The sequence below is a fragment of the Pseudomonas sp. NFX71 genome, from assembly GCF_048079215.1.
GTDB lineage: Bacteria > Pseudomonadota > Gammaproteobacteria > Pseudomonadales > Pseudomonadaceae > Aquipseudomonas > Aquipseudomonas fluorescens_B.
The window spans coordinates 1,565,582-1,582,354 of sequence record NZ_CP182230.1 but is presented as its reverse complement, the minus strand read 5'-3'; the positions used below and the strand labels follow the sequence as shown (position 1 = coordinate 1,582,354).

The following is a 16,773-nucleotide window of genomic DNA, read 5'->3' as shown; positions in this document are numbered from 1 at the left end:
GCGAGCCTATCTGATGCCGAAGATTACTGGTTGAGGCTCGAAGGATTCTGCCCCACCGCCAACCCCGCCCGAATCGCCGCCAACGCCGCCTGGTAATACGCTTTGCCTTCAGCCGACTCGGCAAACGTTGCGAACTCCTCCAGCTCGTCATCCGACAAGTCGCGATAGACATACAGCAACGTGTTGTTCAGGTCGCTGCCGATCTGCTCCATCAAGCGCTGACGCTGACCGTTCAACAGGCCTTGCGCCTGACCGCCGCCGAGCAGGCCGGGGATCATCGAACTCAAGCTGTCGGCCGCGACGCCGGCAATCGCCAGGCTGACTTCCGCGCCGGCCTCGCGCGCGGGCAAGGCCTGGGCGAGGTGACCGATGATCAGCATGCGGTTGTCGCTGGCCTGAATCTTCGGCAGGCCCTTGGCGTTCTTCGCCAACTGATCACGACGGGTCGCCAGCAGTTCGGCGGCCACGATTTTCTTGCCCAGCGGCGACTGGAAGAAGGTCAGTGCCGGCTTCGGATCAGCAAGGGTTTTGCGCAATTGCGCTTCGGCGCGCTGGTCCACGGCCTGCGGGGCAAAGCGCTGATTGCTGTTATTCACCAGCGCTTGAAACACGGCGGGCGGCAGGCTGTTCTGGTAACGCTGCTGAGCGGCTGAGAGAGCATCGTTGAAATGCGCGCGTTGTTCTGGCCAGCCGGCGACCTTGTACAACTGGTCGTGGCCGTCTGCCCAGGCGGGCAAAACGCAGAACATCAGCAGTGAGAAAAGCAAACGGCGCATAGGGACTCCTGTCAGCAGGCGACTATTCTCCGTGCGGCATACGGACTTGTCGAGAATTCGTATCAAGCCGCTGCGCGGCTCTGTCGGATTTTCGGGCACAGGAATACTATGCGCGCCATGCAAATATCCTCTGATCACCCGCTGCTGTTACGTATCGTCGATGACCTGGCTGAACACGGCTGGTCGCAGCAGAATATTTTCCTTCCTCTGGATCTGACCCGGGCGTTGGCCGCTGAGTGCCGTAAACGTGCCGCCGAGGGTGAACTGGCCCCTGCCGCCGTGGGCCGCGGGCCGACATCGGAGATTCGCGAGGGGATTCGCGGCGACAAGATCCAGTGGATCGAGCCCGGTCAGGCGTTGGCATGCGACAGCTACCTGCAGTTGATGGACAGCCTGCGCGAGGCCATGAATCGCGGCTTGTATCTGGGCCTTGAAGATTTCGAAAGCCATTTTGCGATGTACCCGCCCGGCGCTTTCTACCTCAAGCATGTCGACCGCTTCCGCGATGACGACCGACGCACGGTCTCGGCGGTGGTCTACCTCAACGACGCCTGGTTGCCGGAGCACGGCGGTCAGTTGCGCATGTACCTCAAGGAAGACGTCGAATACGATGTGGTGCCTACCGGCGGATGCCTGGTGGTGTTCCTGTCGGGCGAGGTGCCCCACGAAGTCCTGCCCGCGACCCGCGATCGCCTGTCATTGACCGGCTGGTTCCGGCGCCGTGGCAACGAGCCGTTCTGATCATGCAGAAAATCCTGGTAAGTCGCTGCCTGCTCGGCCACCGCGTGCGTTATGACGGCGGGGCCAGCGGGCCGTTCGATCAGCTTCAACAGTGGCTCGACGAAGGTCGCGTCGTGCCGTTGTGCCCTGAGGTCGCCGGCGGGTTGCCGACGCCACGGGCGGCGGCAGAGATTCCGGGCGGGCAGGGTGGGGAGGTGCTTGATGGCCAGGCTTCGGTGATCACCACCGAAGACGAGGATGTCAGTGCGCAGTTTCTTTCTGGCGCTTATCAGGCGCTGGAACTGGTAGAAAAACACGGCATCCGCATCGCCGTGCTCAAGGCCAACAGCCCGTCTTGCGGGAATTTGCTGACCTATGACGGCTCGTTCAGCGGCGTGAAGGTCAGCGGTGAAGGCGTCACTGCTGCGTTGCTCAAGCGCCATGGTGTGCAAGTGTTCAGCGAACTGGAGTTGCCGCAAGCGGCTTCGGTCCTGGCAGCACTCAGCTAGCGATCAACACAAAACCACTGTGGGATCGAGACCGGCTTGCCGGCGATAGCGGTCTGACAATCAATGAAGATGTTGAGTGTTATGCCCTCATCGCGAGCAGGCCCGTTCCCACAGGGTTGTTCATCAGCCTGAGATCAGGGTTTGGGCGCCACACTCGCATCCGCGCCAAACCATTTCTGCTCCAGCGCCGCCATCCGCCCATCCGCCTTGATCCGCTGCAACGCGTTCTCCAGGCTGGCGTGGAACGCCGGGTTACCCTTCTGAAACGGAATCGCCAGCTCGACAGGAGGGCTGGCTTTCGGTTTTTCGTCCGTCAGCGATTGCACCAGCAGGATGGAGCGAGGCTCTTCTTTCTGAGCGATCAACTGCGCATCGGCCTGAATGTAAGGTTCGCTGAAGTCGAAACGATCCTTGAGTTCCGGGGTCACTGCTATGTGGTTGATGGCGACGTCGTACTTGCCGCTTTCGACGCCGGACAACAGATCGCTGGAGTCGGTGACGACAAAGTCGGCCCGCACATCCAGCTCGTTGGCCAGCAGATGGCCCAACTCGACTTCGAAGCCACTGAGTTGGCCGTCGTCCTTGAAATTGAAGGGCGGTGTATTAGCCTCAAGGGCAATGCGCAATTCGCCGCGGTCGTTTACATCATCAATCAGTTCGGCATGAGCCAAAGGGCTCAGAAGGGGTAGCAGGCAGATCAGGCCAGGCAGAAAGCGCATGGTCACTCCTTTGAATACATTTATCGCGATGCGCTGATTCAGGCTCGCTTTGCTATGGTTGTCGAGAGCCTTCGACAACGAATGGCCGTGAAGTTGTCATGGTCACGCGGATTTTATGAAAAAACTGGAGAAGAGAATGAAAACCTTTATGTCACGTGCTGCGCTGACCGGTCTGCTGATGGGCGTTTCGGTGCTGGCCAGTGCGGCTACGCCGGCACCCAAGGGTGCTGAAGTGTCCATCGTTTCTCCTAAAGATGGTGGTACTGTCCCGCAAACGTTCAAAATCAAGTTCGCTGTTAAGAACGTGGCGTTGGCGCCAGCGGGCGATCCCACCAAGAATACGGGCCACCACCATTTGCTGGTCGATGCCAAGGAAATCGTTGCAGCAGGGGCCGTCATCCCGACAGATGCCAATCACGTTCATTTCGGCAAGGCGCAGACAGAAACCGAGCTGACGCTGACACCGGGCAAGCACACCTTGCAGCTCGAGTTGGGCGACATGAGCCACATGGCCTTCGATCCGCCGATCGTTTCCGAGAAGATCACCGTCAACGTCAAGTAACGATAGTAGCGGCCATGAAAAAGGAGACCCGAAGGTCTCCTTTTTTTGTCGCTCAAATTGCTGTCAGAACAACACGCGGCAACGAATGGTGCCGTTGATGTGCTGCAGCTTCTCTTGCGCCAGGTCCGAGTACTCGGCGTCGACGTCGATGACCACGTAGCCGACTTTCTCGTTGGTCTGCAGGAACTGACCGGAGATGTTGATGCCGTTTTCGGCGAAGACCTTGTTGATCTCGCTCATCACACCCGGGATGTTCTCGTGGATGTGCAGCAAGCGGTGCTTGCCAGGGTGAGCCGGCAGGGCCACTTCCGGGAAGTTCACCGACGATACCGAAGTACCGTTGTCGCTGTACTTGACCAGTTTTTCTGCCACTTCCAGACCGATGTTGGCTTGCGCCTCAGCGGTGGAACCACCGATGTGCGGGGTCAGGATCACGTTGTCCAGGCCACGCAGCGGGCTTTCGAACTCTTCGTCGTTGGAGCGTGGCTCCACCGGGAATACGTCGATGGCTGCGCCGATCAGGTGCTTGTCCTTGATCGCGTCCGCCAGGGCTTGCAGCTCGACCACGGTGCCGCGCGCGGCGTTGATCAGGATGCCGCCCTTCTTGATGGAGCGGATTTCCTTCTCGCCGATCATCCACTGGGTCGCAGCGGTTTCCGGAACGTGCAGGGTGACGATGTCGGACATGCCCAACAGCTCGTGCAGGTTGCCGACCTGGGTCGCGTTGCCCAGTGGCAGCTTGGTCACGGTGTCGTAGAAGTACACCTGCATGCCCAGGCCTTCAGCCAGGACCGACAGTTGCGTACCGATCGAGCCGTAGCCGACGATGCCGAGCTTCTTGCCACGGATTTCGAAGGAGTTGGCCGCGCTCTTGATCCAGCCGCCACGGTGGCAGGAAGCGTTCTTCTCAGGGATGCCGCGCAGCAACAGGATCGCTTCGGCCAGCACCAGCTCGGCAACGGAGCGAGTGTTGGAGTACGGAGCGTTGAACACCGCGATACCGCGTTCGCGGGCAGCGTTCAGGTCAACCTGGTTGGTGCCGATGCAGAAACACCCTACAGCCACGAGCTTCTTCGCGTGATCGAAGATCTCTTCGGTCAGTTGAGTGCGGGAGCGAATGCCGATGAAGTGAGCATCAGCGATCTTTTCCTTCAGCTGAGCTTCCGGCAGAGAACCGGTGAGGTACTCGATGCTGGTGTAGCCCGCCGACTTGAGAACGTCGACAGCCGATTGGTGGACGCCTTCGAGAAGAAGGAACTTGATCTTGCTCTTATCGAGAGAAGTCTTGCTCATCTGCGTAAACCTGTATCCCGGAGAAAAATGGCAGGAAATAGCCAGCAGACGCTGACCCGGACGGCAGGAAAGCCGTCGCCGCAGAATAGCCGTTGGGCACTATCCTGCGGGGTCGGTATGCTAGCATATGCACCCCGCTAAACACTCATTCCTGCGACGTGAAGCGTTCTCAGGATGACCATGAATTGTTCGAGAGTTCCGTCGATGACCAATCCTGCCCTGATTGATGAGCTGAAGACCTTGGTTGAGCCTGGCAAGGTGCTGACCGATGCCGACTCCCTGAATGCTTACGGCAAGGATTGGACCAAGCACTTCGCCCCGGCCCCGACCGCCATTGTGTTTCCCAAGACCACCGAACAGGTCCAGGCCATCGTCCTTTGGGCCAATAAGCACAAGGTGGCGCTGGTGCCGTCCGGCGGACGTACCGGGCTGTCCGCCGCTGCGGTGGCCGCCAATGGCGAAGTGGTGGTGTCGTTCGACTACATGAACCAGATTCTCGACGTGAACCTGACCGACCGCACCGCTGTATGCCAGCCGGGTGTGGTCACCGAGCACCTGCAGAACGTCGCCGAAGACAAAGGCCTGTACTATCCAGTGGATTTCGCTTCCGCAGGTTCGAGCCAGATTGGCGGCAATATCGGCACCAATGCCGGCGGGATCAAGGTCATTCGCTACGGCATGACCCGTAACTGGGTGGCCGGCATGAAAGTCGTCACCGGCAAGGGCGATGTGCTGGAGCTGAACCGCGATCTGATCAAGAACGCCACCGGCTACGACCTGCGTCAGCTGTTCATTGGCGCGGAAGGCACCCTCGGTTTTGTGGTCGAAGCGACCATGCGTCTGGACCGTGCGCCGAAAAACCTCACTGCGATGGTGCTCGGCACCGCCGATTTCGACTCGATCATGCCGGTGTTGCACGCCTTCCAGAGCAAGCTCGACCTGACGGCCTTCGAGTTCTTCTCCGACAAGGCCCTGGCCAAAGTCATGGGGCGCGGCGATGTGCCGGCACCGTTCGAAACCGATTGCCCGTTCTATGCACTGCTGGAATTCGAAGCGACCACCGAAGAAGTGGCCAACCACGCCCTGGAAACCTTCGAGCACTGCGTCGAGCAGGGCTGGGTGCTGGACGGCGTGATGAGCCAGAGCGAAACCCAGTTGCAGAACCTGTGGAAGCTGCGCGAATACATCTCTGAAACCATCTCCCACTGGACGCCGTACAAAAACGACATTTCGGTCACCGTGTCAAAAGTCCCGGCGTTTCTGAAGGAAATCGACGCGATCGTCGGCGAACATTACCCGGACTTCGAAATCGTCTGGTTCGGTCACATTGGCGATGGCAACCTGCACCTGAACATCCTCAAGCCCGATAACCTGAGCAAGGACGAGTTCTTCGCCAAGTGCGCCACCGTCAACAAGTGGGTGTTCGAAACCGTCGAGAAGTACAACGGTTCGATTTCCGCCGAACACGGCGTGGGCATGACCAAGCGTGATTACTTGACCTATAGCCGCTCGCCGGTTGAGATCGAGTACATGAAAGCCGTCAAAGCGGTGTTCGACCCGAACGGCATCATGAACCCGGGCAAGATTTTCGCTGTTTGACTTTCGAACTTAAGAGCTACGAACCAGGAGTCGGTCAATGAGCTATCAGCACCAGTATGTCGATGGAACGCGTATCCACTTTCCATTGGGTAAAGTGGTGTGCATCGGCCGCAACTACGCCGAACACGCCAAGGAACTGGACAACCCGGTGCCTACAGAGCCGCTGCTGTTCATCAAGCCGGGCAGTTGCGTGGTGCCGCTGGAAGATGGTTTTACCATTCCAACCGAGCGTGGCTCGGTGCATTACGAAGCGGAAATCGCGGTGTTGATCGGCAAGCCTTTGTCGACGAAGCCAAGCCGTGAAGAAGTGCTGGATGCCATTTCAGGTTTCGCCCCGGCGCTGGACCTGACCCTGCGCGACAAGCAGGCCGAGCTGAAATCCAAGGGCCTGCCATGGGAAATCGCCAAGTCTTTCGACGGTGCCGCAGTGATTGCCCCGTTCGTGTCCGGCAGCACCTTTGCCGACCTGACTGACATCGGCATTCGCCTGACCATCAACGGCGAAGTCCGCCAGGATGGCAACAGCAGCGCGATGCTCAACCCGATCGTGCCGATGATCCAGCACATGGCCGGCTGCTTCTCGCTGCAGGCCGGTGATGTGATCCTGACTGGCACGCCGGTTGGCGTGGGTCCGCTGAATGTCGGTGATGAGCTGGTTATCGAATTGCCGGGCGCCAGCAGCTTCACAAGCAGCGTCCGCTAACCGCAACACCCTGTGGGAGCGAGCCTGCTCGCGATGGCGGTCTGTCATTCAACATCTTTGTCGACTGACACGGCCTCATCGCGAGCAGGCTTGCTCCCGCATTGGTTTTTGTGGTCGGCCGAAAAAGGGCAATCCCGCCATTTGCCGTTTTTTTCACATCTTGTCTGGATAATTCCGCGGAATCCGGCGTCTGAGCCGGTCCCAATTGTGCTATTACCCTTAGCCTGAATTTCTGGAACGCATCCCTTGATGGCCATCCAATCGCTGCCCACGCTTAAAACTGCCCGGCGCCCGCGCTTTTTCATGCGCTGGTATTACTGGCTGTTGCTGGCCGTGGCCGCCGCGTATGGCCTTGCGTTTGCGATGCATTGGGATGACCGCGGTGTGCTCTGGGTGCTGGAGCGTTTCGAAAGCCAAACCGAACGCCAGGAAAGTATCTGGCTCCCGGAATACCGCGCGGTAATCGATGCCAAGCCATTGTCGGGGATGGAAAAGGACGAAGCGTCCGACCTGGCCTACAACCCTCAAACCAAAACCCTGTTCTCGGTGATGGGCAAAAACCCGTTCCTGGTCGAGCTGACGTTGCAAGGCGATGTGTTGCGCAAGATGCCGCTGGTGGGCTGGAGCAATCCGGAAGCCGTGACGGTCATGGGCAACGGCCTGCTGGCCATCGTCGATGAGCGTGAGCACTTGCTGACCATCGTCAAGGTCGACGCCGATACCCGTGAGTTGAACATCGCCAACTTCCCGAAGTACGACCTCGGTCCGTCGAAAGACCAGAACAAAGCCTTCGAAGCGATGGTCTGGGATGCACGCAATCAACAAATGCTGCTGGGTGAGGAACGGCCACCGGCACTGTTCACCTGGAAAAGCGCCGACGGTCAGACACTCACCGGCGACAAGCAGAAGCTTGCCAGTGACGAACTGGACATCCGCAACCTCTCGGCCCTGGCCATTGACCCGCGCACCCGGCACACGCTGGTGCTGTCCGCTGACTCCCACTTGCTGCTGGAGCTGGACGAGAAGGGCGAGCAGGTCAGTTTCATGACCTTGCTGGGGGGCTTCAATGGCCTGAAGAAGACCATTCCTCGCGCCGAAGGCGTGACCATGGATGACAATGGCACGCTGTACATGGTGAGCGAGCCTAACCTGTTCTATCGATTCGAAAAGCAGCACTGATTCGATTTTTGTAGGAAACGCGACGCTCAGTTGTAGGCCCAGGCTAATGGCCATTAAGCTTCAATTCAGACTGCCGTGGTATTTCATCCACCCGTCCTGATTCCGAGCTTGCCTGAATGCGCCGACTTGCCCGTCCCAAACCCCTGATGCTGATTGTGCTGGTAATTGCGCTGATCGTGCTGGTTGCGATCGGCCAGTACCTGCGGCTGTTCGAGCGCACCTGGTTCAATCTGCACACGCTTTGGCAGGCTGAGAGCGAACAGTCCATCGGCCTGGGTCACTATCAGGTCGCGGTCGAGGGTCGGGTCATCGAAGGCCTGGACGACGATGTGTCGGCGCTGACCTTTGATCCGGTGCGCAAAAGCCTGTTCACCGTCACCAACAAAAACTCCGAACTGATCGAGCTGTCGCTGGAAGGCCGGATCATTCGGCGTATCTCGCTGGTCGGCTTCGGTGATCCGGAGGCAGTGGAGTTCATCAGCGCCGACACGTATGTGATCACTGACGAGCGCCAGCAACGGCTGATCAAGATTCATCTGGAAAAGGACACCACGTTCCTCGACGCAGCGGAAGCCGAGCAAATGACCCTGGGCGTGCACATGAGCGGCAACAAGGGCTTCGAAGGCCTGGCCTACGATTCGGTAGGCAAACGCCTGTTTGTCGCCAAGGAACGCGACCCGATGCTGATTTATGAAGTGCAGGGTTTCCCGCATTACAACCCGGAAAAATCTTACGCGGTGCACGTGGTCAACAACCCCAAGCGCGATGCCGGGATGTTTGTCCGAGACCTGTCGAGTCTGCAATACGACGAACGCAGCGGCCATTTGCTGGCGCTGTCCGACGAGTCGCGACTGATTCTGGAGCTGGACGTGGACGGGCGACCACTGAGCACCATGTCATTGAACAAGGGGCGTCAGGGGTTGCAGAAGACGGTGCCACAAGCGGAAGGCATCGCCATGGATGACGACGGCACGATGTACCTGGTGAGCGAGCCGAACCTGTTCTACGTCTTCAAAAAACCAACGCAAAACTAACCAACACCCCTAAACCAATGTGGGAGCGAGCCTGCTCGCGATGAGGTCGTGTCAGTCGATAGAGATGTTGACTGAAAGACCGCTATCGCGAGCAGGCTCGCTCCCACAGGGTTTATCTGCGTGTCTGATTATTGGGCGCGGAGGGTTTTCACGCCTTCGCTGGTGCCCAGCAACAGCAAATCCGCCGGACGCGCCGCGAACAACCCATTGGTCACCACGCCGACGATCGCATTGATCTGCGACTCCAGCTCCACCGGGTTGGTGATCTGCATGTTGAACACATCCAGAATGATGTTGCCGTTGTCGGTCAACACGCCTTCACGGTAAACCGGGTCGCCGCCGAGCTTCACCAGCTCGCGAGCCACATGGCTGCGGGCCATCGGGATCACTTCCACCGGCAGCGGGAACGCGCCGAGCACCGGCACCAGTTTGCTGGCGTCGGCGATGCAGATGAAGGTCTTGGCCACGGCCGCGACGATCTTCTCGCGGGTCAGGGCCGCGCCGCCGCCCTTGATCAGGTTCAGGTGCTCGTCGCTTTCATCGGCGCCGTCCACGTAGAACTCCAGGTCGCTGACGGTGTTCAGCTCATACACCGGAATGCCATGGCCCTTGAGGCGCGCGGCGGTGGCTTCGGAGCTGGCGACGGCGCCGTCGAATGCACCTTTATGTTGGGCCAAAGCATCGATGAAGCAGTTGGCAGTGGAGCCGGTGCCGACCCCGACGATGCTCTTGTCGTCGAGTTTCGGGAGGATGAAGTCGACGGCGGCCTGAGCCACTGCCTGTTTGAGTTGATCCTGGGTCATGCGGGCTCCGAGGTGCCGAAGAGGGGAAACGAAAGGCGGGCATTATAGGCTTCGGGGCGGGGAAGGTCATTGCCCGATTGGCGGGTGCGACGGTATGTCTGAGCGAGCAGAGTCTTGTGGCGAGGGAGCTTGCTCCCGCTGGAGCGCGAAGCGGTCCTCTCGCATGCCTTCCGGCATACCGCGCCAGCAGGGTTTGCGACTGCTGCGCAGCCGAGCGGGAGCAAGCTCCCTCGCCACAAGGTATGTGCCTGGCCTTAAAACCACCGGTTTAGTGTGGTCGCCCGGCCGAAAGCCGGGTTAGACTCCATGGCCCTGCCCAACCCGCTCAGTGATGCTTTCCGATGCTCGAACAGTACGTCAAAAAGATCCTCACCTCGCGCGTTTATGACGTTGCCGTAGAAACCCCATTGCAGACTGCCCGCCAGCTCTCCGAGCGGCTGGGCAACAGTATTTTGCTCAAGCGTGAAGACTTGCAGCCGGTGTTCTCGTTCAAGATTCGCGGGGCCTACAACAAGCTCACGCAGCTGAGCGATGAAGAGCGCGCTCGCGGCGTAGTGACCGCTTCGGCGGGCAATCACGCGCAGGGCCTGGCCCTGGCGGCGAAAGTGCTGGGCGTGAAAGCCACCATCGTCATGCCGAAAACCACTCCCGAGATCAAAGTCGAAGGTGTGCGTTCCCGAGGCGGCAAAGTCGTGCTGCACGGGGATTCGTTTCCGGAAGCCCTGGCCTACTCGCTGAAACTGGTCGACGAAAAAGGCTACGTCTACATTCACCCGTACGACGATCCCCACACCATTGCCGGGCAGGGCACGGTGGCCATGGAGATTCTGCGCCAGCACCCTGGGCGTCTGGACGCGATCTTCGTTCCGGTGGGCGGCGGCGGGCTGATCGCCGGTATCGCGGCGTACGTGAAATACCTGCGCCCGGAAATCAAAATCATCGGCGTCGAGCCGGACGATTCCAATTGCCTGCAAGCGGCCATGGCCGCCGGCGAGCGCGTGGTGCTGCCGACCGTGGGCATCTTCGCCGATGGCGTCGCGGTCGCTCAGATCGGTCAGCACACCTTCGATATCTGCAAAGACTATGTCGATGAAGTGATCACGGTCAGCACCGACGAGATCTGCGCGGCCATCAAGGATATCTACGACGATACCCGCTCGATCACTGAACCTGCCGGCGCTTTGGGCGTGGCCGGGATCAAGAAGTACGTCGAGCAGCGCGCCGTCACAGGTCACACCTTCGTGGCCATCGACTCCGGCGCCAACGTCAACTTCGACCGCTTGCGTCACGTCGCCGAACGCGCCGAGCTGGGTGAGGGCCGCGAGGCCATTATCGCCGTGACCATTCCCGAGAAGCCGGGCAGCTTCAAGGCGTTCTGCGAAGCCATCGGCAAGCGCCAGATCACCGAATTCAACTACCGCTACAACACCGGCAGCGAAGCGCACATCTTCGTTGGCGTGCAGACGCACCCGGAAAACGACCCGCGCAGTGCGTTGCTCGCCAGCCTGACCGAGCAGGGTTTTCCGGTGCTGGACCTGACCGACAACGAACTGGCCAAGTTGCACATCCGGCACATGGTTGGCGGCCGCGCGGCGCAGGTGGTCGATGAAGTGGTGCTGCGTTTTGAATTTCCGGAGCGGCCGGGCGCGCTGTTCAACTTCCTCAGCAAGCTGGGCGGGCGCTGGAACATTTCGATGTTCCATTACCGCAACCACGGCGCGGCGGATGGTCGTGTGGTCGCGGGCCTGCAAGTGCCTCACGAGGAACGTCATCTGGTGCCGGCGGCGCTGGAAGAAATCGGCTACCCGTACTGGGACGAGAGCGACAACCCGGCCTATCAGCTGTTTCTTGGCTGAGGGGCTACGCTGATGGGCAGGTCATAAGGAAATCGAACAATGGAAACGTTAACTGCCCTGAAAATGGCCCACACCGCGGCGACGGCAATATTGTTGGGCTGTGCACTGGGCCTGGGGATATGGGTTTGGCGAACGCGGCGTAATGGCGATACGACTGCTGCGGCGCGCACGCTCCAGCGGCCACGAGTGTTCGTCTGGCTACTGATGGGCGTGGCGTTGCTGAGCATGCCGTTTACCGGCTGGTGGATGGTGCACCTGGTGGGCTGGCCGCTGGGGCAGACGTGGTTGCTGGGGTCCAGCGTGCTCTACACCGTGGCGGCGTTGGGCTGGTTCTGGTTGCTGGTGCGGCTGAACAGGCTGCGCACTGCGCCGGGAGGCAACGGCAGGTTCACCTTTGCACTGGCACTGTTCAGCTTTGTTTGTTTTGTCGCGATTGCGGGATTGATGGGCGCGAAGCCGGTTTAAGGCTTGGGCGAGTCGACCCCCATCGCGGGCAAGCCCGCGATGGCGATTTCAGTCGCGCAGACTGATCACCGGCCAGCCACGCTTCTCGGCCTCGGCTCGCAAGTTCGGATCCGGATCAACCGCCACCGGATTCGCCACCTGCTCCAGCAACGACAAGTCGTTCATCGAGTCGCTATAGAAGTAACTGTCTTCCAGCGAATGCCCGGTTTCTTCCAGCCAGCGACTCAGCCGTGTCACTTTGCCTTCACGGAAGCACGGGATGTCGGTGCTGCGCCCTGTATAACGGCCATCGACCATTTCACATTCGGTGGCGATCAGGGTTTCAACGCCCAAACGCTCGGCAATCGGACCGGTTACAAAGCGGTTGGTCGCGGTGATGATCACCAGCTTGTCACCCGCTTCACGATGCTGGGCCAGTAGATCGATCGCCTTGGGCAACACAATCGGCTCGATGCAGTCGCGCATGTAATCGAGGTGCCATTGATCCAGCGTGGCCATTTCGGTGCGGCCAAGGACTTCCAGGCAAAAGTTCAGGTAGGCGTCGTTATCCAGCTTGCCGGCCAGGTAATCCTGATAGAACTCATCGTTGCGTGCCTTGTAGGCAACGGCGTCGAGGAAGCCGCGTTCGCACAGGTAATCGCCCCAGGCGTGGTCACTGTCGCCGCCCAGAAGGGTGTTGTCCAAGTCGAATAAAGCCAGCCGCATTGCAGTTACTCGCTGAAAAGTCTGTAGAAAGGTGTCCAGAATACGGACTTTTCACAAGAGTGCACATAAGCTAAGCCGGCTCGTTGCTGCCTTCACAACCTTTGTGGAACAATGCGGCGACATGCGTTTGCGAGGTTGTTGCCGTGATCGACCCCGATGGTTTCCGCCCCAATGTCGGGATCATTCTCACGAATGATGCCGGACAGGTGCTATGGGCTCGCCGTATCAATCAAGATGCCTGGCAGTTTCCACAGGGTGGTATCAACCCCCAGGAGACGCCGGAAGACGCCTTGTACCGCGAGTTGAACGAAGAAGTGGGTCTGGAGCGTGAAGATGTTGAAATTCTCGCCTGCACCCGGGGCTGGTTGCGCTATCGTTTGCCGCAACGTCTGGTCCGTACTCACAGCCAACCGCTGTGCATCGGCCAGAAACAGAAATGGTTTCTCCTGCGCCTGATCTCCAACGAGCAGCGGGTGCGGATGGATTTGACCGGTAAACCGGAATTCGATGGCTGGCGCTGGGTCAGCTATTGGTATCCGTTGGGCCAGGTGGTGACATTCAAGCGCGAGGTGTATCGACGCGCTCTCAAAGAGCTTGCCCCGCGCCTTTTAGCGCGCGACTGACGACGGAGTTCGACCCCGAGCCATGCTCAATACGCTGCGCAAGATCGTCCAGGAAGTTAACTCCGCCAAGGATCTCAAGGCGGCGTTGGGGATTATTGTGTTGCGCGTCAAAGAGGCCATGGGCAGCCAGGTCTGCTCGGTCTACCTGCTTGACCCCGAGACCAACCGCTTCGTGCTGATGGCGACCGAGGGCTTGAACAAGCGCTCGATCGGCAAAGTCAGCATGGCACCCAACGAAGGTCTGGTCGGCCTGGTCGGCACGCGTGAAGAACCCCTTAACCTCGAAAACGCCGCGGATCACCCGCGCTACCGCTACTTCGCCGAGACCGGTGAAGAGCGCTATGCCTCATTCCTCGGGGCGCCGATCATTCACCACCGCCGCGTCGTCGGCGTGTTGGTCATTCAGCAAAAAGAACGCCGCCAGTTCGATGAGGGTGAAGAAGCCTTCCTCGTGACCATGAGCGCGCAGCTCGCCGGCGTTATCGCCCACGCCGAGGCCACCGGTTCGATTCGGGGGCTGGGCCGTCAGGGCAAAGGGATTCAGGAAGCCAAGTTCGTCGGTGTGCCGGGCTCGCCGGGTGCGGCGGTCGGTACGGCGGTGGTCATGTTGCCTCCGGCCGATCTGGATGTGGTGCCGGACAAGACCATCGTCGACATCGAAGCTGAACTCGGGCTGTTCAAGACCGCCATCGAAGGCGTGCGCGCCGACATGCGTGCGCTGTCGGCCAAATTGGCCACGCAGCTGCGCCCCGAAGAGCGGGCCTTGTTCGACGTGTATCTGATGATGCTCGACGACGCCGCGCTGGGCAACGAAGTGACCACTGTGATCAAGACCGGTCAGTGGGCCCAGGGCGCGCTGCGCCAGGTGGTCACCGATCATGTCAATCGTTTCGAATTGATGGACGACGCCTACCTGCGTGAACGCGCCTCGGACGTCAAGGACCTCGGCCGCCGCTTGCTTGCCTACTTGCAGGAAGAGCGCCAGCAGACCCTGGTCTACCCCGACAACACCATTCTGATCAGCGAAGAACTGACGCCGGCGATGCTCGGCGAGGTGCCGGAAGGCAAGCTGGCGGGCCTGGTGTCGGTACTTGGCTCCGGCAACTCCCACGTGGCAATTCTCGCGCGCGCCATGGGCATCCCGACGGTGATGGGCCTGGTCGACCTGCCGTATTCCAAGGTCGACGGCATTCAGATGATCGTCGACGGCTATCACGGTGAGGTCTACACCAACCCCAGCGAAGTACTGCGAAAGCAGTTCGCCGAAGTGGTCGAGGAAGAAAAACAACTGGCCCTCGGGCTGGATGCATTGCGCGACTTGCCGTGCGTGACCGTCGATGGCCACCGCATGCCGCTGTGGGTCAACACCGGCCTGCTGGCGGACGTGGCGCGGGCGCAGAAGCGCGGCGCCGAGGGTGTCGGTCTGTACCGCACCGAAGTGCCGTTCATGATCAACCAGCGGTTCCCGAGCGAAAAGGAGCAGTTGGCGATCTACCGCGAGCAACTCGCCGCGTTCCATCCGCAACCGGTGACCATGCGCAGCCTGGACATCGGCGGTGACAAATCGCTGTCTTACTTCCCGATCAAGGAAGACAACCCGTTCCTCGGCTGGCGCGGCATTCGCGTCACCCTCGACCACCCGGAAATCTTCCTGGTGCAGACCCGCGCGATGCTCAAGGCCAGCGAAGGCCTGAACAACCTGCGGATTCTGTTGCCGATGATCTCCGGCACCCATGAACTCGAAGAAGCCCTGCACCTGATTCACCGGGCCTGGGGTGAAGTCCGCGATGAAGGCTGCGACGTACCTATGCCGCCGATCGGCGTGATGATCGAGATCCCGGCGGCGGTGTATCAGACCAAGGAACTGGCACGGCAAGTGGATTTCCTGTCGGTCGGCTCCAACGACCTGACCCAGTACCTGCTGGCGGTGGACCGAAACAACCCGCGGGTAGCCGACCTCTACGACTACCTGCACCCGGCGGTGCTGCAAGCCCTTCAAAGCGTGGTGCGTGACGCCCATGCCGAAGGCAAGCCGGTGAGCATCTGCGGTGAAATGGCCGGTGACCCGGCGGCGGCGGTGCTGTTGATGGCGATGGGCTTTGACAGCCTGTCGATGAACGCCACCAACCTGCCGAAAGTGAAGTGGATGCTGCGTCAGATCAACCTGAGCAAGGCCAAGGAACTGCTCGCGGAGCTGATGACCATCGACAACCCGCAAGTGATCCACAGTTCGCTGCAGTTGGCGCTGAAGAACCTCGGGTTGGCGCGGATGATCAATCCGGCGGCGATCAAACCGCTCTGAAATACTGAGGACCCTTGTGGCGAGGGAGCTTGCTCCCCCGCTGGAGTGCGAAGCGCTCCCAATCTGGCCAATGTTTTCTTTCGGAAAACTTCATCTGCCATTTTGCGGCTGCTACGCAGTCGAGCGGGAGCAAGCTCCCTCGCCACAATTTATTGTCAAATCCTGACCTCAACTTCCCCCAAATGCCCGCCATACGGCCCGAAACTCCGTTCAACCAGATGCCGCGTCCCGTCGGCATGAACAATCAACGCCGTACTCGCCCGCGTCCCGTAACTCTGGCTGGCAATAAACACACTCGATAACAGCGTCTCGGTCGCCAAACCCACCCCGGTGTCGGGCAGCTCCGCAAACGGCGCCACCTGCGCATCACTCAGCAACGCCAACAACGCCTCAGGCTGCGGATTATCCAGAACCATCTCCAACGCTGCCCGCGCCTTGAGCAACTTCGGCCACGGCGTATCCAGTCCCGCATTCGATAAACCGTAAACGCCCGGCTGCAGCATCACTGCCTCAGTTCCCTGTGCGTTGTAATGCCACAGCTCGTTGGCGTTGCCGATAAGCAGGTTAAATCCGGCATATTCCAGCGAACGTCTGACAACGTCGGCCAAGTAATCATCAATCGGCATTTCGCCATTGAGAAATTGCGCGACGAGCTCACCCCGGGATTTCCGCGCGGGCGGTTGATGAGGGTCGCGGATATTAGTCAGGGCGGCGAAGCGCCCGTTAGCGCCGACACCAAGCCAGGTGCCACCGGCTTCCAGGTCGCGACCGGCGTGGACCTGAGGTGCTTCGGGCCACTGCGCCAGGGGCAGGCTGGGCCGGGCATAGAATTCGTCGCGGTTGGCCGCCACGATCAGCGGCTGGGCATGACCCGGGCGCCAGGCAAAGACAATCAGGCACATAAGGTGGTCCTTGTGTGTTTTTT

General features: G+C 60.0%; 17 protein-coding genes. 11 read left to right on the top strand and 6 right to left on the bottom strand.

What is annotated here, in order from left to right:
- Positions 1–23: 23 nt before the first annotated feature.
- Positions 24–776, bottom strand: coding sequence for a DUF2059 domain-containing protein (locus ACM1ZW_RS07325; protein WP_017341345.1), 753 nt, complete (start codon positions 774–776; stop codon positions 24–26).
- A gap of 108 nt (positions 777–884) precedes the next feature.
- On the opposite strand from ACM1ZW_RS07325, the gene ACM1ZW_RS07320 reads away from it, so the two are divergent.
- Positions 885–1,517 carry a 2OG-Fe(II) oxygenase gene (locus ACM1ZW_RS07320; protein ID WP_414883044.1) on the top strand — a complete coding sequence of 211 codons (633 nt, stop codon included), beginning with the start codon at positions 885–887 and terminating at the stop codon, positions 1,515–1,517.
- A 2-nt stretch (positions 1,518–1,519) separates the two neighbouring features.
- Positions 1,520–2,005 (top strand): DUF523 domain-containing protein, encoded by a 486-nt coding sequence (locus tag ACM1ZW_RS07315; RefSeq protein WP_414880137.1) that lies wholly within the window; start codon positions 1,520–1,522, stop codon positions 2,003–2,005.
- A 134-nt stretch (positions 2,006–2,139) separates the two neighbouring features.
- Here ACM1ZW_RS07315 and ACM1ZW_RS07310 read toward each other — a convergent pair whose 3' ends face one another.
- Entirely contained in the window at positions 2,140–2,724 is a 585-nt protein-coding gene (locus ACM1ZW_RS07310) for a transporter substrate-binding domain-containing protein (protein ID WP_414883045.1), read from the bottom strand.
- A 136-nt stretch (positions 2,725–2,860) separates the two neighbouring features.
- Here ACM1ZW_RS07310 and ACM1ZW_RS07305 point away from each other — a divergent pair, with 136 nt between their 5' ends.
- Complete coding sequence (locus ACM1ZW_RS07305; protein WP_416740805.1) at positions 2,861–3,286, top strand: DUF4399 domain-containing protein; 426 nt, start codon at positions 2,861–2,863, stop codon at positions 3,284–3,286.
- Between the two features lie 63 nt (positions 3,287–3,349).
- On the opposite strand, the gene serA is transcribed toward ACM1ZW_RS07305, so the two are convergent.
- Positions 3,350–4,579 carry a phosphoglycerate dehydrogenase gene (gene serA, locus ACM1ZW_RS07300; protein ID WP_017341335.1) on the bottom strand — a complete coding sequence of 410 codons (1,230 nt, stop codon included), beginning with the start codon at positions 4,577–4,579 and terminating at the stop codon, positions 3,350–3,352.
- A 204-nt stretch (positions 4,580–4,783) separates the two neighbouring features.
- Between serA and ACM1ZW_RS07295 the strand changes: the two genes are divergently transcribed.
- The 4 genes from ACM1ZW_RS07295 (at position 4,784) to ACM1ZW_RS07280 (ending at position 9,094) form a co-directional block, all read left to right on the top strand.
- Complete coding sequence (locus tag ACM1ZW_RS07295; protein WP_031319170.1) at positions 4,784–6,178, top strand: FAD-binding oxidoreductase; 1,395 nt, start codon at positions 4,784–4,786, stop codon at positions 6,176–6,178.
- A gap of 37 nt (positions 6,179–6,215) precedes the next feature.
- Positions 6,216–6,881, top strand: coding sequence for a fumarylacetoacetate hydrolase family protein (locus ACM1ZW_RS07290; RefSeq protein WP_416740360.1), 666 nt, complete (start codon positions 6,216–6,218; stop codon positions 6,879–6,881).
- A gap of 249 nt (positions 6,882–7,130) precedes the next feature.
- Positions 7,131–8,060: an SdiA-regulated domain-containing protein gene (locus tag ACM1ZW_RS07285; RefSeq protein ID WP_416740359.1), complete on the top strand. Its 930-nt coding sequence runs from the start codon at positions 7,131–7,133 to the stop codon at positions 8,058–8,060.
- A gap of 116 nt (positions 8,061–8,176) precedes the next feature.
- On the top strand, positions 8,177–9,094 hold the full coding sequence (locus ACM1ZW_RS07280) for an SdiA-regulated domain-containing protein (RefSeq protein ID WP_017341331.1): 918 nt from the start codon (positions 8,177–8,179) through the stop codon (positions 9,092–9,094).
- A gap of 128 nt (positions 9,095–9,222) precedes the next feature.
- Here ACM1ZW_RS07280 and rpiA read toward each other — a convergent pair whose 3' ends face one another.
- The gene (gene rpiA / locus ACM1ZW_RS07275; protein ID WP_017341330.1) at positions 9,223–9,897 is read right to left on the bottom strand and encodes a ribose-5-phosphate isomerase RpiA; all 675 of its coding nucleotides are present in this window, start codon (positions 9,895–9,897) and stop codon (positions 9,223–9,225) included.
- A gap of 341 nt (positions 9,898–10,238) precedes the next feature.
- Here rpiA and ilvA point away from each other — a divergent pair, with 341 nt between their 5' ends.
- Entirely contained in the window at positions 10,239–11,753 is a 1,515-nt protein-coding gene (gene ilvA, locus ACM1ZW_RS07270; protein ID WP_017341329.1) for a threonine ammonia-lyase, biosynthetic, read from the top strand.
- Positions 11,754–11,792: 39 nt separating this feature from the next.
- Complete coding sequence (locus ACM1ZW_RS07265) at positions 11,793–12,218, top strand: DUF2269 domain-containing protein (RefSeq protein ID WP_017341328.1); 426 nt, start codon at positions 11,793–11,795, stop codon at positions 12,216–12,218.
- A 48-nt stretch (positions 12,219–12,266) separates the two neighbouring features.
- Here ACM1ZW_RS07265 and ACM1ZW_RS07260 read toward each other — a convergent pair whose 3' ends face one another.
- Positions 12,267–12,923, bottom strand: coding sequence for an HAD family hydrolase (locus ACM1ZW_RS07260; RefSeq protein ID WP_017341327.1), 657 nt, complete (start codon positions 12,921–12,923; stop codon positions 12,267–12,269).
- 143 nt (positions 12,924–13,066) lie between these two features.
- On the opposite strand from ACM1ZW_RS07260, the gene ACM1ZW_RS07255 reads away from it, so the two are divergent.
- Positions 13,067–13,546 carry an RNA pyrophosphohydrolase gene (locus ACM1ZW_RS07255; RefSeq protein ID WP_007897732.1) on the top strand — a complete coding sequence of 160 codons (480 nt, stop codon included), beginning with the start codon at positions 13,067–13,069 and terminating at the stop codon, positions 13,544–13,546.
- A gap of 22 nt (positions 13,547–13,568) precedes the next feature.
- The gene (gene ptsP, locus ACM1ZW_RS07250; RefSeq protein ID WP_017341326.1) at positions 13,569–15,848 is read left to right on the top strand and encodes a phosphoenolpyruvate--protein phosphotransferase; all 2,280 of its coding nucleotides are present in this window, start codon (positions 13,569–13,571) and stop codon (positions 15,846–15,848) included.
- A 155-nt stretch (positions 15,849–16,003) separates the two neighbouring features.
- Here the strand turns inward: ptsP and ACM1ZW_RS07245 are convergent, their stop codons facing one another.
- The gene (locus ACM1ZW_RS07245) at positions 16,004–16,750 is read right to left on the bottom strand and encodes an NRDE family protein (RefSeq protein WP_017341325.1); all 747 of its coding nucleotides are present in this window, start codon (positions 16,748–16,750) and stop codon (positions 16,004–16,006) included.
- Between the last annotated feature and the right edge of the window lie 23 nt (positions 16,751–16,773).